This is a genomic window from Stenotrophomonas maltophilia group sp. SKK55 (assembly GCF_057179845.1).
The window spans coordinates 126,792-150,142 of the sequence record NZ_JBXUHP010000013.1; the positions used below are offsets into that span (position 1 = coordinate 126,792).

Sequence of the window (23,351 nt, forward strand, 5' to 3'; positions counted from 1 at the left end):
ATCTCCCTCACTGGGTCAGGTCGTTGCGCAGCAGGGTGCCGAGGCCGAAGCACTCGCGCCGGCTCTGGTTGTGGCTGAGCGGTTCTGCGCCCTGGGTGCGCGCTTTGTCGGTGAACCAGGTGGTGCCGGCCGCCTTCTGGCTGCTGCACTCCAGGAAGCCATCGGAGCAGGACGACAACCAGTTCTGGGTGAACTCCAGGCCAACGTTGGCGGCATAGCCACCGCAGTAGCTGTTGCTGTCCCACACCGCCGATTCCACGTCACTGCCGACCACCGCGCGGAACGGCTTGGGCAGCGCCGGGCGACCGGCCGTGCCGTACAGGTTCTGCGCGTTGTAGGTGGCCATGCTGGCCACCTGCTGCTGGCGTACCGCGTCGTTCTTGTAGCCCAGCAGCCAGCCCAGCGAGGTTTCGAAGGTATTGCCGTTGAGCACCGCATCGGCCAGTGGCGTGCCCGCCGAAGACGGTGCCAGTGCGTTGACCTTGCGCACCGTGCGGATGATCTTCGGATAGCGGCTGTCGTAGGTCGGATTGGACAGGATCCAGCGCATCACGTTGCCGCCGTTGGAGTGGGTGATCACCACCAGCTGGGTGATGCCACGGCTGTCGATGAAGCCGGTCAGCTGGTTGGCCAGGCAACCGGCCGCTTCCGGTTTCCACATGTACTGGGTGAAGTCACAGTTGATGACGACGTAGTTGCTGCTGTTGGGCAGGCCCTGGCGCACGGTGTCGATGATCGCCGGCTGCCAGTAGTCCTGGGTGGCATTGGTCTGCGCGCCGGTGCCATGCACGAAGGCCACGCCGACCACATCGGCGGCCTGCGCCGGGGCGGTTGCCAGCCCGAGGAGCAGGGCCAGGACGGTACTTCCTGTTGCGGTGCTGCGCATCGCTTCTCTCCCTCTGTCTTCGGATCCCCCCGACCCGGCTGGAACTGGACGGCATCTCGACCACCGTTGTGTCGATGCTCGCGGTGCAGGCGCGTGAAAGTCCGTGCGCTGCGCCCGGATTCAGCAGACTGGCACGCTTCGATGACGTTCTTCCTTCATCTCCTGTGATGACCATGCCGGGTCTGGCCGTATGACCGATGGCCACTGCGGTGCCGCATACGGGCTGCGATCATGACGCGGTGTTTTTCCTCCGGAGCCCGTCCATGTCGCTGATTTCCCACCCCGCCCGCCCGCTGCTCGGCCTCGCCGTTGCTGTGGCCCTGGCCGGCTGTGCTGCCACGGCCACCAAACCGACCGCCGTCGAAGCCAACATCACCACCAAGGCCGTGGGCTATCTGGACAAGAGCGCTGTTCCGGCCAGCCTCGATCTGGTGCCGGCACCGCCGGTGGCCGGTTCGGCCGCCCTCGCCCTGGACGAACAGGTCAGCCGTGAAGCCCGCGCGCTGCGTGGCAGCCCGCGCTTCGCCCAGGCCGGCGTCGATGCGGAACTCGGTTTCCCCGAGGGCGCCAACCACTTCTCCTGCGCCGCCGACATCGACGTCGATGCGGTGAAGACCCCGGCGCTGTACCGCCTGCTGGAGCGCAGCCGGATCGACGCCAGCGCCGCCACCAAGGCGGCCAAGAACCACTACCAGCGCCCGCGCCCGTTCATGGTCAACGGTGAGCCGACCTGCTCGCCGAAGGACGAGGACGGCCTGCGCAAGAATGGTTCCTATCCATCAGGCCACACCTCAATCGGCTGGGCCTGGGCACTGATCCTGTCGGAGATCGCGCCGGACCGCGCCGATGCCATCCAGGCCCGCGGCCGCAACTACGGCGAGAGCCGCCTGGTGTGCAACGTGCACTGGCAGAGCGACATCCTCGAAGGCCGCTTCATGGGCGCCGCCGCCGTGGCCCGCCTGCACGACAACGCGGCGTTCAACAAGGACCTGCTGGCCGCACGCAAGGAGATCGAAGCGGCACGCAAGGCCGGCCTGCACTCCAGCCGCGACTGCACCACCGAGAACGCGGTGCTGAAGATCCGCCCGCAGAGCGCGCTGTAAGCCATGCCTCTGTAGAGCCGAGCCATGCTCGGCTCATGGCAGTCGAGCATGGCTCGACTCTACAGAAAGCAGGAAACAGAAGGGCCGGCATTGCGCCGGCCCTTCTTCATTGCACTACCGCAGCCACCGCATCAGAACTTCGCGGTGAACTCCACGCCCCAGGTGCGCGGCTCGTTGAGGAAGCCGGTCAGGTTGTTGAAGTCGATCGCACCGACCACGCGGGTCTGGTTGGTCAGGTTGCGGCCGAACACCGCCACGTCGTACTGGCCGTAACCCCAGTTGTAGCCCAGGCGCAGGCCGCCTTCCAGCGAACTACGGCCGCGGAATTCCGGCGACTCGTAGATGAAGAAGTTCACCGCACTGCGGTAGGCCCAGTCGGTGTAGGCGTACAGCTCGCTGCCATCGCTGAGCGGGAAGCCCACGCGCAGGGTCGCGTTGTGGATCCACTTCGGCGCCTGCGGCAGCGGGTTGCCGTTCACCAGCGCGTAGGTCTGGCCGTTGATCACCGTGGTCGGGTCGGTGATGGTGCAGCCGCCGCCACAGATCGCCACCGCCAGGTTCTTGTCCTTGATCTCGGTGTCGTTATAGCTGCTGCCAAAGGTCAGCAGGACGTTGTCGGCCAGGTAGGCCTCCAGGTCCAGCTCGACGCCCTGGCCGATGGTCTTGTCGGCGTTGAGCAGGGTGGCGGTGTTGTTGGAACCGCCCACGGCGATCAGCTGCTGGCCATCGACGTCGTAGCGGAACACGCTCAGGCCCAGGCGCGCGCGGCGCTCGAACAGATCGGCCTTGATGCCGGCCTCGTACGAGATGACCTTCTCCGAATCGGCCTGCGACAGACCCGGCGCAAAGGCCAGGCGGCCCTGGATCGACGGCGCGCGGAAACCCTTGGCCACGCGGGCATAGGCGTTGATGTCGTCGGTCAGCTTGTAGACGCCGCTCAGGTCCCAGCTGACGTCGTTGACGTCGGTGTTGGCCAGGTACGGGCCACTGACCGGGGTGCCGAACGGAACCGCCTGCAGCACGCTGGCGCTGAAGTCCTTCTTGTCCTGGGTGTAGCGCACGCCGGCACGCAGCTTGAAGCGGTCGGTGACGTCGAAGTCACCCGAAGCGAACACCGCCCAGGCCTTGTTGCGCTGGTTCTGCACCACATGGCCGGTCTGCGGATTACCCGGGGCCAGCGAGTCGTAGTTGAAGTTGTTGATGGTCACGTCTTCATCGAAGTAGAAGACGCCGGCCTGCCAGTCGAAGCGGCCCCACTCGTTGGACTCGACGCGCACTTCCTGCGTCCACTGGCGATGGTGCGGCAGGCCATCAGCCGACTCCGAGGAGAACGGAATCAGGCCCGGGCCGTAGTTGCCGGCACCGAGGAAGGCCGCACCGTAGCCACCGTCGATGTCACCGCGGTTGAGCGATTCGGCGGTCTCGTAGCCGGTGATCGAGTGCAGGGTCACCGAGCCGAGGTTCCACTGCAGGCGCGCGCTGCCCCCCCAGGTCTCCAGGTCGGAGAAGTTGACGCCGTCGTTGGCCACCTTGTCGCGGTCGAAGTTCTCGACCAGCGAATTGCCACCCTTCTGGATGATGTTGGCGCGGAACAGGCGGGCGGTGCCGTTGAGCTTGCGCTTGTGCAGGTTGAACAGCGCTTCGAAGTCATCGCCTTCGTACAGGAACTGCACGCGGCCGGCGGCTTCGTCGTAGCCTTCGAAGCCACTGTTGGGAGCACCGACACGGGTGTTGTCGACCCAGTCGTCGCGGCGCTGGTAGATCGCCGAGACGCGTGCCGACCAGCGGTCGGTCAGCGGGCCGCCGTAGGCGCCCTGCACGTTCCAGCTGTTGTAGCTGCCATAGCCGACGCGGAGGTAGCCATCGGCATCCTGCGACGGACGCGCCGAGTCGAACTTGACCACGCCGGCCGGCGTGTTGCGGCCGAACAGGGTGCCCTGCGGGCCACGCAGCACTTCCACGTTGGCCAGGTCGAACAGCGGGAAGCCCTTCAGCAGCGGGCTTTCCTGCACGACGTCGTCGTATACCAGCGACACCGGCTGCGAGGCATTGAGATCGAAATCGGTGTTGCCCAGGCCGCGGATGTAGAAGCGCGGGAAGGCACGGCCGTAGGACGACTCGATGTTGAGGCTGGGCACGCGTGCGGCCAGGAAGCGGATGTCATCGCCGGCCGAACCGAGCACATCCAGCTTCTCGCCCTGGATCGCGCTGACTGCGACCGGTACGTCCTTGGCGTTCTCGACACGGCGCTGCGCGGTGACCTGCAGGGTGTCGAGGGCAACCGGATCCTTGGCGGCAGGGGTTTCCTGGGCGGCTGCTGCCAACGGCAACAGGGCGGAAAGAGCGGCAACGAGAGGGCGCGCGACCGGAAGGCGGCCACGGGAAGTGCGGGTCGGGGACATGGCGGTAGGCTGTGTTTGGAGGGGTGGTAAAACGGCGCTACCAGATAATTGTTGCAATACAGCACCTGCCCCGCAAATGCCGGCCGTTCATGGCCCCGTCGCCCTGCCCCCCGGGGCGCTCGCTAGACTCGGGGTTTTCCAGCGCCGCGGAGCCGCCGCAATGACCCAGTGGTACTTCCATGCCTCGGCCCAGGCCGACCGAATCGGACCGCTCGATGACCCGGCCGCGCGCCGCTACGCGCAGGCCAACCCGCGCGCGCTGGCCTGGTGCCAGGGCATGAGCGGATGGACCTCGATTGCCGAAGTGCCCGAACTGCAATCCGCGGCCCCGGGCATGCCCCACACCCCGCCCCCGGTCCCCGCCGCCGCCAGCGGCCGCGCCGACGACATCGAGTTCCGCATCGTCGGCCATGAAATGCAGTTCGTGGAAATCGAGCTTGATCCCGGCGAGAGCGCCATTGCCGAGGCCGGCGCGTTGATGTTCAAGGACGCCACGGTGCAGATGGATACCGTGTTCGGCGCCGCCAATGGCGACCAGGGCGGCGGCTTCATGGGCAAGGTGATGGCTGCCGGCAAGCGCGTACTGACCGGCGAAAGCCTGTTCGCCACCGTCTACACCCAGAGCGGCCATGGCAAGGGCAAGGTCGCCTTCGCCGCGCCCTACCCCGGCACCGTACTGGCAATGAAGCTGGACCAGCACGGCGGCCGCCTGATCTGCCAGAAGGACAGTTTCCTGGCCGGCGCGCGCGGCGTGCAGATCGGCGTGCAGTTCCAGCGCAAGATCATGACCGGCCTGTTCGGGGGCGAGGGTTTCATCATGCAGAAACTGGAGGGCGACGGCTGGGTGTTCATCCACGCCGGCGGCTGCGTGGTGGAGCGCGAGCTGGCCGCCGGCGAACGCCTGGACGTGGATACCGGCTGCGTGGTGGCCTATCACCCGACGGTGGACATGGACGTGCGTCGGGTAGCCGGCATCAAGAGCATGCTGTTCGGCGGCGAAGGCGTGTTCCTGGCCACGTTGACCGGCCCCGGCAAGGTCTGGCTGCAGTCGCTGCCGTTCTCACGCCTGGCCGGCCGCATGTGGATGGCCGCACCGCAGGGCGGCGGCCAGAACCGCGGCGAAGGCTCGGTGCTGGGCGGCCTGGGCCGGATGCTGGATGGCGATAACCGCTTCTGACCGCCTCCGGTCGTGCCGGCCGCTGGCCGGCAACCTCATGGACCTTGGCGCGCATCCCGGTAGTGCCGGCCGCTGGCCGGCAGCCCCATGGACCGTTGCCAGGTTTCCCTATGGTTGCCGGCCAGCGGCCGGCACTACCTTTATGAATGGGCGATATTTCCCACCCTGCCCGCCCCGCCACGGCTTCGGTATGCTGGCGCCCTTTCCTGAATCCGGCGCCGTGCGCGCACTGCCGATGAGCCTGTTCCGCCCCCGCATGCTGCTGTCTGTCGCCCTGATCGGCCTGCTGGCCGGCTGCGGTGGCGACCCGGTCCGCCCCACGCCACCGCCTGCGCCGACCGTGGTCCCGCAGGCCAAGCCGGTGAAGATCGGCATCGCCCTGGGCGGCGGCGCGGCCAAAGGCTTTGCCCATATCGGCGTGATCAAGATGCTGGAGGCCAACGGCTTCGAGCCGGCCGTGGTCGCCGGCACCAGCGCCGGCAGCGTGGTCGGCGCCCTGTATGCCAGCGGCATGGATGCCTTCCAGATGCAGAGCAGGGCCGTGGCGCTTGATGAAGCCAGCATCCGCGATGTGCGCCTGTTCTCCGGTGGCCTGGTGCAGGGCCAGAAGCTGCAGGACTACGTCAACGAACAGGTTGCCAACCGTCCTGCCGAGCGCCTGAAAAAGCCGTTCGCCGCCGTCGCCACCCAGCTGGAAACCGGCGAGCGCGCAATCTTCGTGCGCGGCAACGTCGGCCAGGCCGTGCGCGCGTCGAGCAGCATCCCCGGTGTGTTCGAGCCGGTGAAGATCGGCGGCCGCAACTACATCGACGGTGGCGTGGTCAGCCCGGTACCGGTGGACGCTGCCCGCCAGCTCGGCGCCGACTTCGTAATCGCCGTCGACATCTCCAGCAAGGCCAGCGGCAAGGCGCCGACCGACATGCTGGGCATCGTCAACCAGTCCATCTCGATCATGGGCCAGCGCCTGGGCGAGCAGGAACTGGCGCGCGCCGACATCGTCATCCGCCCGAAGGTACTGGACATCGGTGCCGCCGATTTCAGCCAGCGTGGCACCGCGATCCTGGAAGGCGAAAAGGCCGCGATGGCAGCGATGCCGCAGATCCGCGCGAAGATCCAGCAGCTGCAGCGCGCGCGCGCCGCAGCTGCCGCACCGGCACCGGTGGCCGCGCCGAAGTGCGAGGAAGCCTCGCGCCTGGGCAAGCTGATCGGCCGCAAGGACAAGTGCTGATCCATTGAAGCCAGGCCACCGGGCCCGCCCGGTGGTCGCTCAGGACTCCAGCTGCGACAGCGGCAACGCCTGGAAGCCCTTCACCGTGCGCAGCACGAAGCTGGAATTGGCATCGGCCACGCCACCGGCATTGAGCAGCCGGTCCAGCAGGAAGCGCGAGAAGTGCTCCAGGTCGCGCACGTACACGTGCAGCAGGTAGTCCATGTCGCCCGTCAGCGCGTGGCAGGCCACCACCTCGTCCCACGCCTGCACGCTGTCCACGAAGTGGCCGATGGCGGCCTGGTCGTGCTTTTCCAGCTGCACGCGCACGAAGGCCTGCAGGCCCAGCCGCAGCTGCCGTGGCTCCAGCCGCGCGCCATAGCCGACGATCACGCCCTCGCTTTCCAGCCGCTGCAACCGCCGCAGGCAGGCCGAAGGCGAGAGATTAACCCGCGCCGCCAGTTCGGCGTTGGTGGCGCGCCCATCCCGCTGGATTTCGGCCAGCAGGCGTATATCCGTGCGATCGAACTGGACTTCTCCGGCCATTGTTGCCCCGCAACATGGTGAGTACGCAAGGATATTGCGCCAACAAGGCCAATCGGCGCAACTTTTGCAACCCTGTTGCGCGTCCCCTGCCCTAGCATCGTGGGTATCCCATCCAGGAGTGCCGCATGGACCTCGCCCAGCCCCGCCGCGTCGAACACCAGCAGACCGACAAGGGCTACGTGCCGGTGTATACCACCGCGCTCGTCGAGCAGCCATGGGACACCTACAGCGCCGACGACCACGCAACCTGGAGCACGCTGTACCAGCGCCAGCGCGAGCTGCTGGTCGGCCGTGCCTGCCAGGAGTTCCTGGATGCGCAGGACGAAATGGGCATGAGCGCACACATGATTCCGCGCTTCGACCAGCTCAACGAAGTGCTCGGCGCCGCCACCGGCTGGACCCTGGTCGGGGTTGAAGGCCTGTTGCCGGAACTGGATTTCTTCGACCATCTGGCCAACCGCCGTTTTCCGGTGACCTGGTGGATCCGCCGCCCGGACCAGATCGACTACATCGCCGAACCGGACCTGTTCCACGATCTGTTCGGCCACGTGCCGCTGCTGATGAACCCGGTGTTCGCCGACTACATGGAGGCGTATGGCCGCGGCGGCGTCAAAGCGCATGCGATCGGTCCGGATGCGCTGCAGAACCTGACCCGCCTGTACTGGTACACCGTGGAGTTCGGCCTGATCGACACGCCCGAGGGCCTGCGCATCTACGGTGCCGGCATCGTGTCGTCGAAGGGCGAGTCGCTGTACTCGCTGGAATCGGCCGCGCCCAACCGCATCGGCTTCGACCTGCAGCGGATCATGCGCACGAAGTACCGCATCGACACCTTCCAGAAGACCTACTTCGTCATCGACAGCTTCGAACAGCTCATGCAGGCGACCTCGCCGGACTTCACCCCGATCTACGCGGCACTGGCCAACCAGGCGCATCTGCCGGCCGGTGAAGTGCAGGGCGACGACCGCGTGTTCCAGAAGGGCACCGGCGAAGGCTGGGCCGACGGCGGCGACGTGTAAGCACACAATGCGCACGGCTTTGCACTGAAAACGGCGCACATGGGTGCGCCGTTTTCGTTGTTGCCTGCCTGCGCCACTGCAGCGACGCAGGCGAGGGCAGGGCACTCAGGCGTCCACGGCCCGGCAGGACCCGCGCACCATCAACTGCGGATGCACGCTGGCGGCGGTCGGCGCGTCGGGCACGTCGGCCTGGACCAGCATGGCGGCGGCGGTGCGGCCGATATCGGAGACGTGGCGCCGCACCGACGTCAGCGGCGGCCACAGCCGCGATGCCAACGGGCTGTCGTCGTAGCTGACGATCGACAGCTGCTGCGGCACCGCGATGCCTGCACGCAATGCCACCTGGTACACGCCTGCGGCGATTTCGTCGTTGCCGGCGAAAATCGCACTGGGGCGTTGCTCGCCCATCAGCAGCCGTTCGGCGGCATGCACGCCGGACTCGAAGGTGTCGCCCGCTTCCAGCACGCGCTCGCCGGGCAGGGTCAGGCCGACCTGCGCCAGCCGATCAAGGAAACCATGCGTCCGTTCGCGCGCGGCACGCCGGTCACCCGGTCCGGTGATCACCGCAATGTCGCGGTGGCCAAGCGAAAGCAGGTAGCCCGCCGCAGCGGCAGCACCATCGCGGTCATGGGTGACCACGGCATGGTTCTCATCCTCCGAGGCATGCGCGTTGATGCGCACGTAGCGACAGTCGATGTCATCGAGGGTCTGCGCCAGCGCGGCCGATTCGGACGCACGCGGCCCCAGGATCACGCCGTGCAGCTTCTGCTGCTGCACGAAACGGCGCACGCCCTGCGGGCATTCCGGATCCTGGCTGTCGCAGGGGTGCACCACCAGCTCATAGCCGGTGCCGCGCAGCGCGTCCAGCGCGCCGTGCTGCAGGTCGACAATGCATTGGGCACCCGGGTCGTCATACACCAGGCCGATCAGGAAGGAGCGGCGGAATGCCAGCCCGCGCGCGAGAGGATCGGGCACGTAACCGACCTCGCGCATCAACGCCTCGACCTTGTCGCGGGTGTCCTTGCGCACCAGCGGCGAGTTGTTGATGATTCTTGAAACCGTTTTCTTGGAAACTCCCGACAGTCGTGCGATGTCGTTGATCGTGGCAGCCTTGCCCTTCGATGCCGGCAACGCGGCATCGCTAATAGTTCGCACTGACATGTATAGAACCAGGTAAGTCGGAGAATTCTAGCCTTGCGCCCGTCGGGCGCGAAGTTGCGGAATGTCGCAGCGGATCTGAATCGTGTCGTGTTCGACAGGTTCTGCTGCGCAAGGTTCCATTGTGATCGCTCTACTGCGTCTGCATCTGAATCGTTCTTCCGCGCGTATTCACCTTGAATGTGGACGCGACGCGCGCGAACGCCAACATTCCCTTAACCATGCTCCGCTACATTCGAGGCATGGACCTGCAGACTTCTCCGTTTCCGTCATTCCGCGGCCGCGACCGGTTGATCGCCGCAGTCGACGCGGCGATGAGCTCCGGTGATCCCGAGCGCATCACGACCGACCTGCAGCTGGCGCTGCAGGAAGCCATAACCGACAGCCGCATCGAGTTGCCCGAATGCGTGCATCGGCCGGTCAGCGATCATTACGCGCGACGTCCGCTGTACCACAGCCGCGAACACGGCTACAGCGTGATTGCCATGAGCTGGGGCCCAGGGCAGGGCACGCCGCTGCACGACCACGATGCCATGTGGTGTGTGGAGGGCGTGTGGTTGGGCGAGCTGGAGATCACCCGCTACGAGCTGCTGGAGTGCGCCGGCGAGCGCTGGCGCTTCCGCCGCCACGCCGCGCTGCGCGGGGGCTGCGGCAGTACAGGCAGCCTGATCCCCCCGCATGAGTACCACACCCTGCGCAATGCCAGCGATGAGGCACTGGCGATCTCGGTACACGTGTACGAGGCGCAGATGGAGCGCTCGGCGGTGTTCGATCCGCTCGGTGGCGACTGGTACCAGCGCCGCATCCAGGCGCTGCAGGCCGACCCGGCCTGAATCCGGCGCAGTGCGGAGCAGGGCACCGTCGCGGTCCGCATGGCATCATGCGCCGCTGCGCTGCCGGCACCGGCAGCATCCGCGATGCCCTGGCGGGCAAGGAGCAAGACGATGTCCAGCGCTGATCCGCGCCTGCGCGCGCTGTTGAAGCTGGCACCGGTGATCCCGGTGTACACCCCCGAAGATGTGAATGAAGCGGTCGAAGTGGCCCAGGCGCTGTTCCGTGGCGGGCTGCCGGTGATCGAGGTGACCCTGCGCACGCCGCAGGCGCTGGATGCGATCAAGGCCATGGTCGAGGCCGTGCCGGACGCGGTGATCGGTGCCGGCACCGTACTCAACGCCGCGCAGATGCAGGCGGCGAAGCAGGCCGGTGCGCGTTTTGCCGTTTCCCCCGGTGCCACGCCGGCACTGTATGCGGCCGCGCGTGATGCCGACCTGCCGTACCTGCCCGGTGCTGCCACCGCTTCGGACCTGATCCAGGGCCTGGAGCACGGCGCGGACACCTTCAAGTTCTTCCCGGCCGTGCAGGCCGGCGGCGCCGCGCTGCTGGCCGCCTGGCACGGCCCGTTCGCCGATGTGCGCTTCTGCCCGACCGGCGGCATCAGCGCGCAGACCGCGCCGCAGTTCCTGCACCTGCCCAACGTGCTGTGCGTGGGCGGTTCGTGGCTGACCACCCCGGCGCTGCTGCAGACCCGCGACTGGGACGCCATCGAGCGCCTGGCCCGCGAGGCCTCGGTGCTGGCCAGCTGAACCTGCTTCGCGGATCTTCAAAGGTTTGATCGTGATCAAAGCGCCGGCCTCGCGCCGGCGTCATTCTGTGGGCAAGCGCACTACGGAGATCCGAACATGAATTCCACCATGAAGGCCGCTGTCGTGCGTGAGTTCGGCAAGCCACTGGTGATCGAGGAAGTCTCGGTACCGCGCCCGGGGGCGGGCGAGGTACTGGTCAAGATCGAGGCTTGTGGCGTCTGCCACACCGACCTGCACGCCGCCGAGGGCGACTGGCCGGTGAAACCGAACCCGCCGTTCATCCCCGGCCACGAGGGCGTGGGGCACGTCGTGGCCGTGGGAGGCGGGGTAGGGCACGTCAAGGAAGGCGACAGGGTCGGCATCCCCTGGTTGTACTCGGCGTGTGGTCATTGCGAACACTGCCTGGGTGGCTGGGAAACGCTGTGCGAGACGCAGCGCAATACCGGCTACTCGGTCAACGGCGGCTTCGCCGAGTACGCACTGGCCGATGCCAACTATGTCGGCCTGCTTCCGAAGGACGTGGGCTTCGTCGAGATCGCGCCGGTGCTGTGCGCCGGCGTGACCGTCTACAAGGGCCTGAAGGTCACCGACACCAAGCCCGGTGACTGGGTGGCGATTTCCGGCATCGGTGGCCTGGGCCACATGGCCGTGCAGTACGCCCGCGCGATGGGCCTGAACGTGGCCGCGGTGGACGTGGACGACACCAAGCTGGCACTGGCCCGCCAGCTGGGCGCGCAGGTCATCGTCAACGCGCGCACCACCGACCCGGCCGCGTTCCTCAGGAAGGAAATCGGCGGCGCCCACGGTGCGCTGGTCACGGCGGTGTCGCCGAAGGCGTTCGAGCAGGCACTGGGCATGGTGCGCCGCGGCGGCACTGTCTCGCTCAATGGCCTGCCGCCCGGCAACTTCCCGCTGGACATCTTCGGCATGGTGCTCAACGGCATCACCGTGCGCGGCTCGATCGTCGGTACCCGCCTGGACCTGCAGGAATCGCTGCAGTTCGCCGCCGAGGGCAAGGTCGCGGCCACGGTCAGCACCGACCGCCTGGAAAACATCAACGACGTGTTCGCGCGCATGCATGCGGGCACCATCGAAGGCCGCGTGGTGCTCGACTTCGCCGCCTGACCGCCTGTGCATGGCCGCCGTCGCTCCGTCCCCCTCTCCCACGGACGCGGCGGCCATGCCGATTCATCGGTAGTGCCGGCCGCTGGCCGGCAACGCGGGCACTCTGTGGCCGCCGTACAATGCGCGCATGCCCGGCCTGCTCAAGACCCTGTTCCTGTCCCTCGTTGCCCTGATCGGCGGCGTGCTGTCGCTTGCGCTGGTCAGCAGCGTCGCCAGCTGGCTGCCACCGTTGCTGGGCCTGTCGCCGGACAACAACAGCGTGCAACTGGGCTGGGATCTCACCTTCAGCGTGCTCGGTGGCATCGCCGGGGTTTCCTTTGCCACCTATTACGCGCCCTGCTGGCCGCGATCGCACGGCTTCTCGATCTGGTCGCTGGTCGCACTGGGCTGTGGCTACGCCATGTGGACGGCGGGTGCGGATTTCCCGTTCTGGTTCGTCATTTCACTGCTGGCGTCACTGCCGTTGCAACTGCTGGCCGGCTGGTGGTTCGGCCGTCGTCCCTCGCGCGACGCAAGGTAACGCCGCCCCTGTAGAGCCGAGCCCGTGCTCGGCTTTCATGCACATCGACACAGGCAGCCGCGCATGGGCTCGGCTCTACAGGTCCATGCGCGGCAGCGTCTGCTTCAACCGCGCGATGCCCTGCCATGGGTCACCCTTCAGCCGCTTCGCGCGCGCCAGTGCCTTGGCCATCGGAAAAGCGTCGGCCGCACTGACGCGTGCAAGCTCTTCCCAGCGCAGCGGCACTGCCACGCCAGCGCTGTCGCGTGCACGCAGCGACCACGAGCACACGCTGGTAGCGCCCCGTGTGTTGCGCAGCCAGTCGATGAAGATCACCCCGCCGCGCTTGGCCTTGCTCATCGTCGCCACATAGCGATCAGGCTGCTCCAGCGCCATTGCCTGCGCGAATGCCTCGCAGAACGCCTTCGCCTCGTCCCAGCCTGCCTTGGGCTGCAGCGGCACCACCACGTGCACGCCCTTGCCACCGGACAGGCGTACGAAGCTCTTCAGGCCCACCTGCTGCAGGCGGTCGCGCACATCGCGTGCACCGGCTTTCACCTCCGCCCAGCCCACCCCTTCACCGGGATCGAGATCGAACACCAAGCGATCCGGGTGCTCGGGATCGGCCACGGTCGCGCCCCACGGATGCAGCTCCAGTGTGTTCATCTGCACCAGTTGCAGCAGGCCCCGCACATCGTCGATGTAGACGTAGTCCTCGCGGCCGCTCTTCTGCTGCAGGGGCACCGCGTGCACGGCATCCCCCAGGCCGGGGCCATGGTGCTTCTGGAAGAAGCAGTCCTTGCCCACGCCATCCGGGCAGCGCAGCAGCGACAAGGGCCGCCCGGCAATTTCGGGCAGGATCCAGCGCGCCATGCGCTGGTAGTAGTCCGCCACGTCGCCCTTGCTGAACTTCTGCCTTGGGAACACCACCCGCTCCGGATGGGTGATCTGGACCTCGCCGCCGGCTTCAGCACTCGATATGGCCACTCCCAGGTCCTCCTTCTGCTTGTCGATGCGCAGCCGCTTGAAACTGGCCTGGCGCAGCAGGCCTTCCTTGCCCCAGCCACGGAAGGCCACCTCCGCCACCGTCACCGGCTTCACCCAGCGAACGCTGGCGGCGCGGAACGGCACATGCGCCGGCAGCTGCAGCACAGGCGTCTTCACCGCCAACGGCTGCAGCGCCTTGTGCAGCGCGCGCAGGCTCTCGTCGTCGAAGCCGGTGCCGACCCGCCCCACATAGCGCAATCCGCCGTTGTCCGGCATGGCGAGAAGCAGCGAGCCGAACCCTACCCGGGAGCCCTTCGGTGCCGTGTAGCCGACAATCGCGAACTCGTCGGTGTCTTCATGCTTCACCTTCACCCAGCTGCGTGCACGGGTGTTCACGTAGGGCGCATCCACCTGCTTGCTGACGATGCCTTCGAATCCCGCCTTGCCGCTGGCATCGAATACCTGCGGGCCATGGTCGATCACGTGCTCGCTGAAGGCCAGGGTTCCGGGCGTGGGTCCGATGAGATCCTTCAGCAGCGCCTTGCGCTCCAGCAGCGGTGAACGACTGATGTCCACGCCGGCCACACCCGGCAGATCGAACACGATGTAGCGCAACGGTTGCTTCGAACTCCCGTCGATCACGCGCTGCAGCGCGGCGAAGTCGCTGCGCCCCTGCTTGTCCAGCACCACCAGCTCGCCGTCCAGGCGCGCATCCCGCACCGGCAGTGCCTGCACGGCCTGTACCACCTCGGGGAAATCACCGGTCCAATCCAGGCCGTTGCGGGAGCGCAGCGTCACCTTGCCTTCGTGCAGATCGGCCAGCAGGCGATAGCCATCCCACTTGATCTCATGCAACCAGCGCTCGCCGTCCGGTGCACTGTCGCGATGATCGGTCAGCTGTGGCTTGAAGGCACGCGGGTAGGGCGTGTCACGCGCGCCGTCCAGGTTCAGTGCTCGCGCATGCCAACGCGCATCGGCCTTGCGGGTCGCCGATCGTGCAGCCGGTGCGGCGCGCGTTGACTTGCCCATCGTGCGCTTGCTCACTGCGGATGTGCGTTTCGGCATGGGGGATTGGAGCAGATCATCTGCTTCGGCATCGCGCGCTTCCTCGTCGTCGCGTTTGATCAACAGCCACTGCACCTGGCGTCCCTTCATCGCTGTGCGCACCAGCTTCCAGCCGCCGGCCAGGCGTTGCCCATGCAGCACGAAGTCGATCTTTCCCGCTGCCAGTGCCTGCAGTGGATCGCCTTCGCAGGCCCATGTGCCGTGATCGAAGACCTCCACGTGGCCAGCGCCGTAGTGGCCTTCGGGAATATCGCCTTCGAAACCGGCGTAGGACAGCGGATGGTCTTCCACTTCCACGGCTAGCCGCTTGTCACCAACGCGAAGCGAAGGACCCTTCGGCACCGCCCAGCTTTTCAGCACACCGTCCATCTCAAGGCGGAAGTCATAGTGCCGCGAAGTGGCATGGTGCAGCTGTATGACAAAGATCGGCCGCCGCTTCGGATTGCCGTGTGCGGGCGTGTCGTCAGGTTCCGGTGTCTGCCCGAAGCCACCGCCAAGTCGGCGCTTTCGCCGGTACTGGTGCAACGACATGGCTCAACCTGCCTTGCGACGTGCAGCGGTTTTCTTCGCGGCCTTCTTCGTTGCCTTCTTTGCGGCCTTCTTTACCGTCGGCTTGGTGGCTGCTTTCCGCGTTGCCATCTTCTTCGCCGGCGTACGCTTGTTCGCGTCCAGGCTCTTCTGCAGCAGCGCCATGAAATCGACCACGTTGGTGGTGGCATCCTCGCGCGGTACAGGCTCATCCTCCACCCGGGTGGTACCGCCCTTGGACTTGATGCGCTTGTTCAGCACCTGCTGCAGGCGCTCGCGGAATTCGTCGTGATACTGCGACGGATCCCAATCACCGGACATCGACTCGATCAACTGCTCGGCCATCGCCGTTTCCCTGCTGCTGATGCGGTAATCGGCGAGCTTTCCGGTGGGCAGCTTGTAATCTTCGGGATCCACCAGTTCCTGCGGATAGCGCAGGATCATCAGCACCAGCGCGTCCGCATGCGGCATCACCGCGCACAGGTATTCGCGGGTACGCACCACCACCCGGGCGATGCCCACCTTGCCGGTACTGCGCAATGTCTCGCGCAGCAGCACGTAGCCCTTTTCGGCCTTCTTGCCGGGCACCAGCAGGTAGGGTTTCTCGTAGTAGCGCGGGTCGATCTGCGCGGCATCCACGAACGATTCCACCTCCACCGCTTCGTGGCTTTCCGGTGCCGCAGACCGGATATCGCCTTCCTCCAGCACGACGTAGCTGCCCTTGTCGTACTCGTAGGCTTTGACAATGTCCTTCCATGGCACTTCCTCGCCGGTATCGGCGTTGACCCGCTCGAAGCGGATCGGCTTGCGGTCGCGGGAGTCGAGCATGCGGAACTGCAGATCGACCTTGCGTTCGCCTGACATCAGCGACACCGGCACGTTGAGCAGGCCAAACGACAGCGTGCCGGTCCAGATCGGGCGGGCCATGAGCGCACCTTTGGCGGGGCAGGGCATCCAGCTTCGGATGGGCGGTGTAAACCACCCGTGTCGATACCGTGCACGTGGGTTCTACGGAGAACGGTAGTGCCGGCCGCTGGCCGGCAGAGCTCGCGGCCTGAAGTTTCCTGAGGTTGCCGGCCAGCGGCCGGCACTACTGCAGCAACGGTCTCACCGCCACCGCAGGAATATGATCCAGCGCGCGCCAGGCGTCTTCCACCACCGGCCGTGCCTGCGACCAGCTCAACCGCGACTGCCCGCGCATCTGTTCCCAGTGTTCGGCCAGTTCCTCGCACGTATCCGCGGCGTCACCGCGCGGCCAGTCGGCAGCGTGGGTGGTCAGTGCGAAGGCATAGACCGGGCATAGATCGCGCCAGTTGCGGTGGTTCTGCCCGCGACGCTCTTCGTAGTCGCTGAGCATGTATTGCAGGTAGTCCTGCGCCACCGCCTGCGGATCTTCATGGCGGCGCGTGCGGCGTTGTGCGGTGCGCTGGCCGAGCGGATCGAGCAGGGCGTTGAACACGGACGGTGCGGGTCGTTCAAGACGGGGCATGGCCGGCTCCTGCAGCGGGGGCGGGTGGGCAGGAATACGCGCGGTGCTGTTACCGGGGGGTGAGCGAGATGTTCATGACGCCGGGTTCGCGGCGGCTTTACCTGTGGCGCGGTGTAGTGGGAGCCCCGAGCGCAGGTAGCCAGACCATGAGCCGAGAGAATTCCCGAGACCCGTTGCGGGAAAACCACCCGCCCATTCCCGGTGAACAGCGCGGCAAGCGCGATGCCGACAATGCCGACTACCGGGGCACCGGTGCACCTTTCTACGACGCCGAGCACGGTGGCGACCATCTGCCGGTGAAGCACGAGGCTGAACAGGCCGCCCAGGACCGCAAGGATGGCGGCGACCGGCATCGCGGCGGCCAGGAAAGCCCGCTCAAGCGTCGCGAACGCAAGCAGCGCGCCAGCGACAACCAGGACGAGGCGCTGGAGGAGACCTTCCCGGCCAGCGACCCGACCTCGCCGTTCGTGCCGGCCAAGGCCCCCGACTGACGGGTAATGCCGGCCGCTGGCCGGCAACGTCTGGGCTGCCCTGCACGGAGCGATGCCGGCCAGCGGCCGGCACTACCCACTCAACGCCATGACCATTGCAGGCCCACGCTGGCCCGGCGGCTGGGTCCCGGTTCGTAGAAGCGCCCGTTGCCGTCATTGACGATCACCGAGCCGATGTAGGCCTGGTCCAGCACGTTCTCCAGCCGGGCGAAGGCGCGCAGCTCGCCACCTGGCAGTGTCCAGCGACGGCCACCTTCCAGGTTCAGCAACGCGTAGCCCGGCGCCCGCTCGGTGGCCACGTCGTTGACCACGGTGTCGCTGCTGGCGGCGGCCTCCAGCGCCCACTGCCAGTCGGCGGGCGTCCACTGCAGCCGGGCAAACGCCTGCTGGCGCGGTACCCCGGGCAGGCGGCTGCCGGCGGAGACCCAGGTGTTCGAGGTCTGGTACGGCGCACGCACCTGCGCCTGCAGCCAGGTCCAGGCCACCTGCAGTTCCAACTGTTCTGCCAACGGCTGCCGGTAGCGCAGTTCCACGCCCTGGCGGCGGGTGCGGCCGATGTTGCGATAGGTGCTACGTCCGCCGATGTTGCTGGCAACTGCCAACTCATCGTCGGTATCTGCGCGGAACAGGCTGATATCGAGCTGGGTTCCGTCCTGTGCATGCCATTTGCTGCCCACCTCCAGGCTGCGGCTGCGCGCCGCCGCCAGATCCAGCGCCAGTCCCGCCTGCCCGTCGGCGCGATACCCCAGCTCGTTGAAGGTGGGCGTCTCGAAGCCACGGCCCACCGCCGCGTGCAGCCGCCACTGCGGGCTGGCCGCGAAGCTGATCCCGGCCACCGGCGTGGTGGCCTGGTAGCGGCGGTGGCCGCTGTCGTCCGGGTTGCGGGCGGTGATGTAGCGATCGTCGGATTCGCAGCGCACGGCGCTGTGACGCACGCCAGCCAGCAATGACCAGCGTGGACTCCACTGCCACCACGCCTGGGCGAACTGATCGACGTTCTGCACGGTGTCGATCTGGTCTCTGCGCAGCCGCCCACGCACGCCGAGAGCGCTGCCGATGAAGTTCTCGTAGCCGGTGCGATGCTGGCGCTGGCGGTCGGCGCTGAGCCCGGCCACCAGATCCAGCGGCCGGCCGGCGAGGTCGCCGTGCCAGCCCCAGCGCGCGTCCAGCCCGCCATAGCCGCCCTCCAGGTCGATCACCCCGCCGGCATGCAACGGGCTGTTGGTCTGAGCTGCCGGCGGGATCGGCAGGTACTGGCGTACCGCGCGCTGGCCGGCATAGCCCATCAGCTGCCAACGCTGCGCCCTGGTTTCACGGGTCCAGCGCAGGCCGGCCTGCTGCTGGCGCACCGATTTACGGGTGTTGTACTGGTGCGCCACGGCGGTGGCCTGGCGCGGATCGGCCGTCACCTGGGCACGGCTCAGGCCCAGCGGGTCCTGCGCATCGGGGGCATCGAAGGCATTGAGCAGCAGCTCCAGCCGCCCCCCGCCGAGATCGCCACCGATACGCGCAGTGAGCGATTCGCGGCGGGCACGGCTGTGGTCGCGCCAGCCCTCGGTGCGGAAGTGATTGGCGGCGATGTTGTAGTCCAGCAGTTGGCCGGCACCCTTCAGCTGCGCGCCGACACTGAGCGTGTTGTCGGCGCCAGCGTTGAGCCGCAACCGCCACGGGTCGCCGGCCTGGCCCTGCGCGCTCCAGACCTGCAGCACGCCACCGGAGGAGTTGCCGTACAGCGCCGAGAACGGCCCGCGCAGCACCTCGACGCGTTCGGCGCCCAACAGGCTGGCGTGTGACAGCTGGCCCTGGCCATCGGGCATGGTGGCCGGCACCCCGTCGATCAACACCCGCACCCCACGCACACCGAAGGTCGAGCGCGCACCAAAGCCACGGATCGACAGCTGGGTGTCCTGCGCGAAGTTCTGGCGGTCACGGGCGACCAGGCCCGGGACCCCGGCCAGCGCCTCGGACAGCTGTGCGCCGGCGCCGGGACGCGCGGCGTCGATCCAGACCGTGTCCTGGCTGGCCGGCAGCGCGAACGGGTCGATGCCGGGCACGCGTGCGGCCTGCACCTGCACGCTGGGCAGGGCGGTCGGCGCGGACTCGGCCAGCGCCGCCCAAGGCGACAACAGCAGGGCAGCGAGCGGCAGGCAATGGCGGCGTGCGGCGGGATTCATGATTCAGGTTGATGGATCAGGCGGCAACGCACGCCATGGTACGGGGCCACGGATGACGATGGCGGCGGCCAGCCCCGGCAGGCTTTGTTACGATGGGCTGTTTCCGGCTGCAAGGCCGCAGACCGCGTAGCGCACTTCCTCCCCCTTTCCGTCTACCGAACGAGTACCGCCGTGTCCTTCTTTGCAAACGTGGAACTGGTCCCAGGCGACCCGATCCTGGGCCTGACCGAGGCGTACAACGCCGACAGCCGCCCGACCAAGGTCAACCTGGGTGTGGGCATCTACTACGACGAGAGCGGCCGCATCCCGCTGCTGCGCGCCGTCAAGCAGATCGAGCAGCAGCTTGCCGCTGACGCCAAACCGCGCGGCTACCTGCCGATCGATGGCCTGCCGGCATACACGCAGGCCACGCGAGAGCTGGTGTTCGGCAAGGACTCGCCGCTGCTGGCCGCCGGCCGCGTCACCACCGCACAGACCGTCGGTGGCAGCGGTGCGCTGCGCGTCGGCGCCGACGTGCTGAAGAAGCTGCTGCCGCACGCCACCGTTGCGCTGAGCAACCCCAGCTGGGAAAACCACCGCGCCGTGTTCAGCGCGGCCGGCTTCGAGGTGGTGGATTACACCTACTTCGACCCGACCACCCACGGCGTCAACTTCAACGGCCTGCTGGCCGACCTGGGCAAGCTGGAAGCCGGCACCGTGGTGCTGCTGCACGCCTGCTGCCACAACCCCACCGGCGCCGACCTCACGGTCACCCAGTGGAAGCAGGTCGCGCAGCTGCTGAAGGAGAAGCAGCTGTTCCCCTTCATCGACATGGCCTACCAGGGCTTCGACAAGGGCATCGAGCAGGATGGCGCCGCCGTGCGCATCATCGCCGAAGCCGGCATCGACAGCTTCATCGTCGCCAACTCGTACTCCAAGTCGTTCTCGCTGTATGGCGAGCGCGTGGGTGCGCTGTCGATGGTGGCGCCGACCGCTGCTGACGCCAAGGCCGTGCAGTCGCAGGTCAAGCGCGTGATCCGCACCATCTACTCCAGCCCGTCCACCCACGGTGCTGCGCTGGTGGCCGGCGTGCTGACCAATCCGGAACTGCGCGCGATGTGGGAGCAGGAGCTGACCGAGATGCGCGAGCGCATCCACGCCCTGCGCCAGGGCCTGGTCGAAAAGCTGGCCGCTGCCGGTGCGCCGCAGTTCGGCTTCATCAACGAACAGGCCGGCATGTTCTCCTACTCGGGCCTGAGCCGTGAGCAGGTCGAACGTCTGCGCGACGAGTTCGGCATCTACGCCGTCGGCACCGGCCGCATCTGCGTGGCCGCGCTGAACCAGAACAACCTGGAATACGTCGCCAAGGCCGTGGCCACCGTCGCCAAGGGCTGAAGCAAGGCTGCAGTGGTTTGAACAAAGGCGCCGAAAGGCGCCTTTGTTTTTTTGCGCCCAGGTCTCTGTGGAGCCGGGCTACGCTCGGCTTGTGCGGCATGAAGGACGAAGAGCAGCCGAGCGCGGGCTCGGCTCTACAGAAGGAAGGCGCCGACAGCGCAACGCATCTGGAAACGATTACGCCTTCCCGCGCTCACGCACGCCCCCGCCAGACGGGCGACAATAGGCGTTTTCCCGCTGCCGAGACCTGCCCGCCCATGTCCCGTACTTCGTTGACCCGCTTCCTGATCCAGGAACAGCACGCCGGCCGCATCAATGCCGACCTGCGCCAGCTGATCGCGGTCGTCGCCCGCGCCTGCACCAGCATCTCCATCGCCGTCAGCAAGGGCGCCCTCGGTGGCGTGCTCGGCGACGCCGGTACCGGCAACGTGCAGGGCGAAGCGCAGAAGAAGCTGGACGTCATCAGCAACGAGATCCTGCTCGAAGCCAATGCCTGGGGCGGCCACCTTGCCGCCTGCGCCTCGGAGGAAATGGACCACAGCCAGCCGGTGCCGGACATCTATCCGCGCGGTGATTTCCTGCTGCTGTTCGATCCCCTCGATGGCAGCTCCAACATCGACGTCAACGTCTCCGTCGGCACCATCTTCTCGGTGCTGCGCTGCCCGACCAACGTCGAGCTGCCGGGCGATGACGCCTTCCTGCAGCCGGGCAGCAAGCAGATCGCCGCTGGCTACTGCATCTACGGGCCCAGCACCCAGCTGGTGCTGACCGTCGGCCACGGCACGCACGCCTTCACTCTGGACCGCGAGAAGGGCGAGTTCGTGCTGACCACCGAGAACATGCAGATTCCGGCGGCCACCCAGGAATTCGCCATCAACATGTCCAACCAGCGTCACTGGGAAGCGCCGATGCAGGCCTACGTCAGTGATCTGCTGGCCGGCAAGGAAGGCGCGCGCGGCAAGAACTTCAACATGCGCTGGATCGCCAGCATGGTGGCCGACGTGCATCGCATCCTGACCCGCGGCGGCATCTTCATCTACCCGTGGGACAAGAAGGATCCGTCCAAGGCCGGCAAGCTGCGCCTGATGTACGAAGCCAACCCGATGGGCCTGCTGGTCGAACAGGCCGGCGGCGCCGCCTGGACCGGCCGCGAGCGCATCCTCGACATCCAGCCCGACCAGCTGCACCAGCGCGTGCCGGTGTTCCTGGGTTCGCGCGAGGAAGTGGCCGAAGCGGTGCGTTACCACCACGCGCACGACGAAGCGAAGGGCTGACGGCTCAACGCCTGACGGCGGTCATGGCAGTTCGATGACATGACCGCAGGGTGACACCGCGGGCGGCAAACGGCACCATCAAGCCGTTGCCGCCGAAGGAATGCACGCATGCACGAGCAGGGCCCGGTCGATTTCATCGAGGTCATCCACAACGCCGTCCCCAGTGAGGTCTGCGCGGCCATCGTCGAGCGCATGCGTGCCACGCGTGGCCTGCTGCCCGGTGCGGTGGGCAGTGGCGTGTTCCCGGAACTCAAGCACAGCAAGGATCTGCGCATCAGTGGCCTGGACGGCTGGCAGGATGTTGATCAGCAGCTGCAGATTGCGGTGTTCAACGGCCTGCTGACTTATCTACGCCGTTATCCACAGGCGTTGATTGCCCCGCTGATGTTGCAGATCCAGGACAGCAATGGCCAACCGCGACGCCTGTCTGCCGAGGACTTCCCCGACATGCCGCAACAGCAGCTGGCCGACCTGGCCCGCACCTGCCTGCGTCCGGGCGCGATCAACCTGCAGTGGTATGCCGCGGGCGAGGGTGGCTACCCGTACTGGCACTGCGAGCTGTACCCGAAGGATGCGCAGGCCGAGACCCTGCACCGGCACGTGCTGTGGACGCTGTACCTCAATGACGACTTCGACGAAGGCGAAACCGAGTTCCTGTTCCAGGAGCGGAAGATCGCGCCACGCACCGGTAGCCTGCTGATTGCGCCGACGGCGTTCACCCACACCCATCGCGGCAATCGGCCACAGGGTGGCGACAAGTTCATCGCCACCAGCTGGATCCTGTTCCAGAGTGCGCAGAAGTTGTTTGGGGAAGGATGAGCTGTGTCCCCCCCCCCCCGGAAACTAGACTCAAATTAAGCAATTCTTGTGCAGAAGATTTGACTAAGGGTACTCGTCCAGTTGAGAACGCTTGCGAGGTCGACGGCGATAGAGGATCGCACCTGCAGCTGCACCGAACACGACCATACCGAAGCCAACAAGTTCTTCTGCTCCAAGAGATTACCGGCCATCAGATTACCGACCGTTAATAGAAGAGAATTCAATGGAAGCATCCACAAGAACGCGATGCCTACCCAGTAGATGATCCTTATCGATTTACTTCCCAGCACAGTCAAAAAGAGATGCAGGTCCACCGCTACTTTCGTTGATGACCTGGCGATTTCATGCGCATGCGACAATGCGGACACTGAGCCGATAAGCATGGTTGACATCTTCTCCACCACCTGCTGGGCCTTTTGGGTCGCATGCTTAGGAGCATGCCCAG

At 66.7% G+C, this 23,351-nt stretch carries 20 protein-coding genes; 12 read left to right on the top strand and 8 right to left on the bottom strand.

The window, feature by feature from the left end; all coding sequences use genetic code 11:
- Positions 1-7 precede the first annotated feature (7 nt).
- Complete coding sequence (locus tag AC2A1N_RS08080; RefSeq protein WP_032128674.1) at positions 8-886, bottom strand: hypothetical protein; 879 nt, start codon at positions 884-886, stop codon at positions 8-10.
- Positions 887-1,149: 263 nt separating this feature from the next.
- Here AC2A1N_RS08080 and AC2A1N_RS08085 point away from each other — a divergent pair, with 263 nt between their 5' ends.
- Positions 1,150-1,989: an acid phosphatase gene (locus AC2A1N_RS08085; RefSeq protein ID WP_242890335.1), complete on the top strand. Its 840-nt coding sequence runs from the start codon at positions 1,150-1,152 to the stop codon at positions 1,987-1,989.
- 131 nt (positions 1,990-2,120) lie between these two features.
- Here the strand turns inward: AC2A1N_RS08085 and AC2A1N_RS08090 are convergent, their stop codons facing one another.
- A complete protein-coding gene (locus AC2A1N_RS08090) occupies positions 2,121-4,391 on the bottom strand; it encodes a TonB-dependent receptor (RefSeq protein WP_154350002.1) in 2,271 nt (756 codons plus the stop codon).
- Positions 4,392-4,551: 160 nt separating this feature from the next.
- Here AC2A1N_RS08090 and AC2A1N_RS08095 point away from each other — a divergent pair, with 160 nt between their 5' ends.
- Positions 4,552-5,568, top strand: a complete 1,017-nt coding sequence (locus tag AC2A1N_RS08095; RefSeq protein WP_061480458.1) for a TIGR00266 family protein — start codon at positions 4,552-4,554, stop codon at positions 5,566-5,568.
- Between the two features lie 235 nt (positions 5,569-5,803).
- Complete coding sequence (locus AC2A1N_RS08100; protein ID WP_061480471.1) at positions 5,804-6,796, top strand: patatin-like phospholipase family protein; 993 nt, start codon at positions 5,804-5,806, stop codon at positions 6,794-6,796.
- Between the two features lie 39 nt (positions 6,797-6,835).
- Here the strand turns inward: AC2A1N_RS08100 and AC2A1N_RS08105 are convergent, their stop codons facing one another.
- A complete protein-coding gene (locus tag AC2A1N_RS08105) occupies positions 6,836-7,321 on the bottom strand; it encodes an Lrp/AsnC family transcriptional regulator (RefSeq protein WP_005411782.1) in 486 nt (161 codons plus the stop codon).
- A gap of 125 nt (positions 7,322-7,446) precedes the next feature.
- On the opposite strand from AC2A1N_RS08105, the gene phhA reads away from it, so the two are divergent.
- Positions 7,447-8,340, top strand: coding sequence for a phenylalanine 4-monooxygenase (gene phhA, locus AC2A1N_RS08110; RefSeq protein ID WP_053496712.1), 894 nt, complete (start codon positions 7,447-7,449; stop codon positions 8,338-8,340).
- A gap of 105 nt (positions 8,341-8,445) precedes the next feature.
- On the opposite strand, the gene AC2A1N_RS08115 is transcribed toward phhA, so the two are convergent.
- Positions 8,446-9,501, bottom strand: coding sequence for a LacI family DNA-binding transcriptional regulator (locus AC2A1N_RS08115; RefSeq protein ID WP_061480459.1), 1,056 nt, complete (start codon positions 9,499-9,501; stop codon positions 8,446-8,448).
- A 239-nt stretch (positions 9,502-9,740) separates the two neighbouring features.
- Here AC2A1N_RS08115 and AC2A1N_RS08120 point away from each other — a divergent pair, with 239 nt between their 5' ends.
- From AC2A1N_RS08120 to AC2A1N_RS08135, 4 genes are all read left to right on the top strand, one after another.
- A complete protein-coding gene (locus AC2A1N_RS08120; RefSeq protein WP_484371964.1) occupies positions 9,741-10,331 on the top strand; it encodes a cysteine dioxygenase family protein in 591 nt (196 codons plus the stop codon).
- A gap of 111 nt (positions 10,332-10,442) precedes the next feature.
- A complete protein-coding gene (eda, locus tag AC2A1N_RS08125; RefSeq protein ID WP_065186797.1) occupies positions 10,443-11,081 on the top strand; it encodes a bifunctional 4-hydroxy-2-oxoglutarate aldolase/2-dehydro-3-deoxy-phosphogluconate aldolase in 639 nt (212 codons plus the stop codon).
- A gap of 96 nt (positions 11,082-11,177) precedes the next feature.
- A complete protein-coding gene (gene adhP / locus AC2A1N_RS08130; RefSeq protein WP_242890329.1) occupies positions 11,178-12,206 on the top strand; it encodes an alcohol dehydrogenase AdhP in 1,029 nt (342 codons plus the stop codon).
- A 127-nt stretch (positions 12,207-12,333) separates the two neighbouring features.
- Positions 12,334-12,726: a hypothetical protein gene (locus AC2A1N_RS08135; protein WP_242890326.1), complete on the top strand. Its 393-nt coding sequence runs from the start codon at positions 12,334-12,336 to the stop codon at positions 12,724-12,726.
- Positions 12,727-12,801: 75 nt separating this feature from the next.
- Here the strand turns inward: AC2A1N_RS08135 and ligD are convergent, their stop codons facing one another.
- From ligD to AC2A1N_RS08150, 3 genes are all read right to left on the bottom strand, one after another.
- Entirely contained in the window at positions 12,802-15,288 is a 2,487-nt protein-coding gene (gene ligD, locus AC2A1N_RS08140) for a DNA ligase D (RefSeq protein ID WP_484371966.1), read from the bottom strand.
- A 3-nt stretch (positions 15,289-15,291) separates the two neighbouring features.
- Positions 15,292-16,212, bottom strand: a complete 921-nt coding sequence (ku, locus tag AC2A1N_RS08145; protein WP_154349999.1) for a non-homologous end joining protein Ku — start codon at positions 16,210-16,212, stop codon at positions 15,292-15,294.
- Between the two features lie 163 nt (positions 16,213-16,375).
- Positions 16,376-16,774 (bottom strand): hypothetical protein, encoded by a 399-nt coding sequence (locus tag AC2A1N_RS08150; RefSeq protein WP_049413394.1) that lies wholly within the window; start codon positions 16,772-16,774, stop codon positions 16,376-16,378.
- Positions 16,775-16,920: 146 nt separating this feature from the next.
- On the opposite strand from AC2A1N_RS08150, the gene AC2A1N_RS08155 reads away from it, so the two are divergent.
- Complete coding sequence (locus tag AC2A1N_RS08155; RefSeq protein ID WP_053496719.1) at positions 16,921-17,265, top strand: hypothetical protein; 345 nt, start codon at positions 16,921-16,923, stop codon at positions 17,263-17,265.
- An 80-nt stretch (positions 17,266-17,345) separates the two neighbouring features.
- Here AC2A1N_RS08155 and AC2A1N_RS08160 read toward each other — a convergent pair whose 3' ends face one another.
- Entirely contained in the window at positions 17,346-19,439 is a 2,094-nt protein-coding gene (locus AC2A1N_RS08160) for a TonB-dependent receptor family protein (protein ID WP_484371969.1), read from the bottom strand.
- Between the two features lie 171 nt (positions 19,440-19,610).
- Here AC2A1N_RS08160 and AC2A1N_RS08165 point away from each other — a divergent pair, with 171 nt between their 5' ends.
- The 3 genes from AC2A1N_RS08165 (at position 19,611) to AC2A1N_RS08175 (ending at position 22,906) form a co-directional block, all read left to right on the top strand.
- Positions 19,611-20,813, top strand: coding sequence for an amino acid aminotransferase (locus tag AC2A1N_RS08165; RefSeq protein WP_484371971.1), 1,203 nt, complete (start codon positions 19,611-19,613; stop codon positions 20,811-20,813).
- 257 nt (positions 20,814-21,070) lie between these two features.
- The gene (locus tag AC2A1N_RS08170) at positions 21,071-22,087 is read left to right on the top strand and encodes a class 1 fructose-bisphosphatase (protein ID WP_061480468.1); all 1,017 of its coding nucleotides are present in this window, start codon (positions 21,071-21,073) and stop codon (positions 22,085-22,087) included.
- A gap of 108 nt (positions 22,088-22,195) precedes the next feature.
- Entirely contained in the window at positions 22,196-22,906 is a 711-nt protein-coding gene (locus AC2A1N_RS08175; protein WP_484371973.1) for a 2OG-Fe(II) oxygenase, read from the top strand.
- Positions 22,907-23,351 lie beyond the last annotated feature (445 nt).

Excerpts from the sequence above, each read along its gene's own strand:
- AC2A1N_RS08080 (WP_032128674.1), bottom strand. The coding sequence starts at position 886 with ATGCGCAGCACCGCAACAGGAAGTACCGTCCTGGCCCTGCTCCTCGGG.
- AC2A1N_RS08120 (WP_484371964.1), top strand. The coding sequence starts at position 9,741 with ATGGACCTGCAGACTTCTCCGTTTCCGTCATTCCGCGGCCGCGACCGG.
- phhA (WP_053496712.1), top strand. The coding sequence starts at position 7,447 with ATGGACCTCGCCCAGCCCCGCCGCGTCGAACACCAGCAGACCGACAAG.
- AC2A1N_RS08095 (WP_061480458.1), top strand. The coding sequence starts at position 4,552 with ATGACCCAGTGGTACTTCCATGCCTCGGCCCAGGCCGACCGAATCGGA.
- AC2A1N_RS08115 (WP_061480459.1), bottom strand. The coding sequence starts at position 9,501 with ATGTCAGTGCGAACTATTAGCGATGCCGCGTTGCCGGCATCGAAGGGC.
- ku (WP_154349999.1), bottom strand. The coding sequence starts at position 16,212 with ATGGCCCGCCCGATCTGGACCGGCACGCTGTCGTTTGGCCTGCTCAAC.
- AC2A1N_RS08100 (WP_061480471.1), top strand. The coding sequence starts at position 5,804 with ATGAGCCTGTTCCGCCCCCGCATGCTGCTGTCTGTCGCCCTGATCGGC.
- ligD (WP_484371966.1), bottom strand. The coding sequence starts at position 15,288 with ATGTCGTTGCACCAGTACCGGCGAAAGCGCCGACTTGGCGGTGGCTTC.
- AC2A1N_RS08170 (WP_061480468.1), top strand. The coding sequence starts at position 21,071 with ATGTCCCGTACTTCGTTGACCCGCTTCCTGATCCAGGAACAGCACGCC.
- AC2A1N_RS08150 (WP_049413394.1), bottom strand. The coding sequence starts at position 16,774 with ATGCCCCGTCTTGAACGACCCGCACCGTCCGTGTTCAACGCCCTGCTC.
- AC2A1N_RS08175 (WP_484371973.1), top strand. The coding sequence starts at position 22,196 with ATGCACGAGCAGGGCCCGGTCGATTTCATCGAGGTCATCCACAACGCC.
- AC2A1N_RS08085 (WP_242890335.1), top strand. The coding sequence starts at position 1,150 with ATGTCGCTGATTTCCCACCCCGCCCGCCCGCTGCTCGGCCTCGCCGTT.
- adhP (WP_242890329.1), top strand. The coding sequence starts at position 11,178 with ATGAATTCCACCATGAAGGCCGCTGTCGTGCGTGAGTTCGGCAAGCCA.
- eda (WP_065186797.1), top strand. The coding sequence starts at position 10,443 with ATGTCCAGCGCTGATCCGCGCCTGCGCGCGCTGTTGAAGCTGGCACCG.
- AC2A1N_RS08105 (WP_005411782.1), bottom strand. The coding sequence starts at position 7,321 with ATGGCCGGAGAAGTCCAGTTCGATCGCACGGATATACGCCTGCTGGCC.
- AC2A1N_RS08160 (WP_484371969.1), bottom strand. The coding sequence starts at position 19,439 with ATGAATCCCGCCGCACGCCGCCATTGCCTGCCGCTCGCTGCCCTGCTG.
- AC2A1N_RS08135 (WP_242890326.1), top strand. The coding sequence starts at position 12,334 with ATGCCCGGCCTGCTCAAGACCCTGTTCCTGTCCCTCGTTGCCCTGATC.
- AC2A1N_RS08090 (WP_154350002.1), bottom strand. The coding sequence starts at position 4,391 with ATGTCCCCGACCCGCACTTCCCGTGGCCGCCTTCCGGTCGCGCGCCCT.
- AC2A1N_RS08155 (WP_053496719.1), top strand. The coding sequence starts at position 16,921 with ATGAGCCGAGAGAATTCCCGAGACCCGTTGCGGGAAAACCACCCGCCC.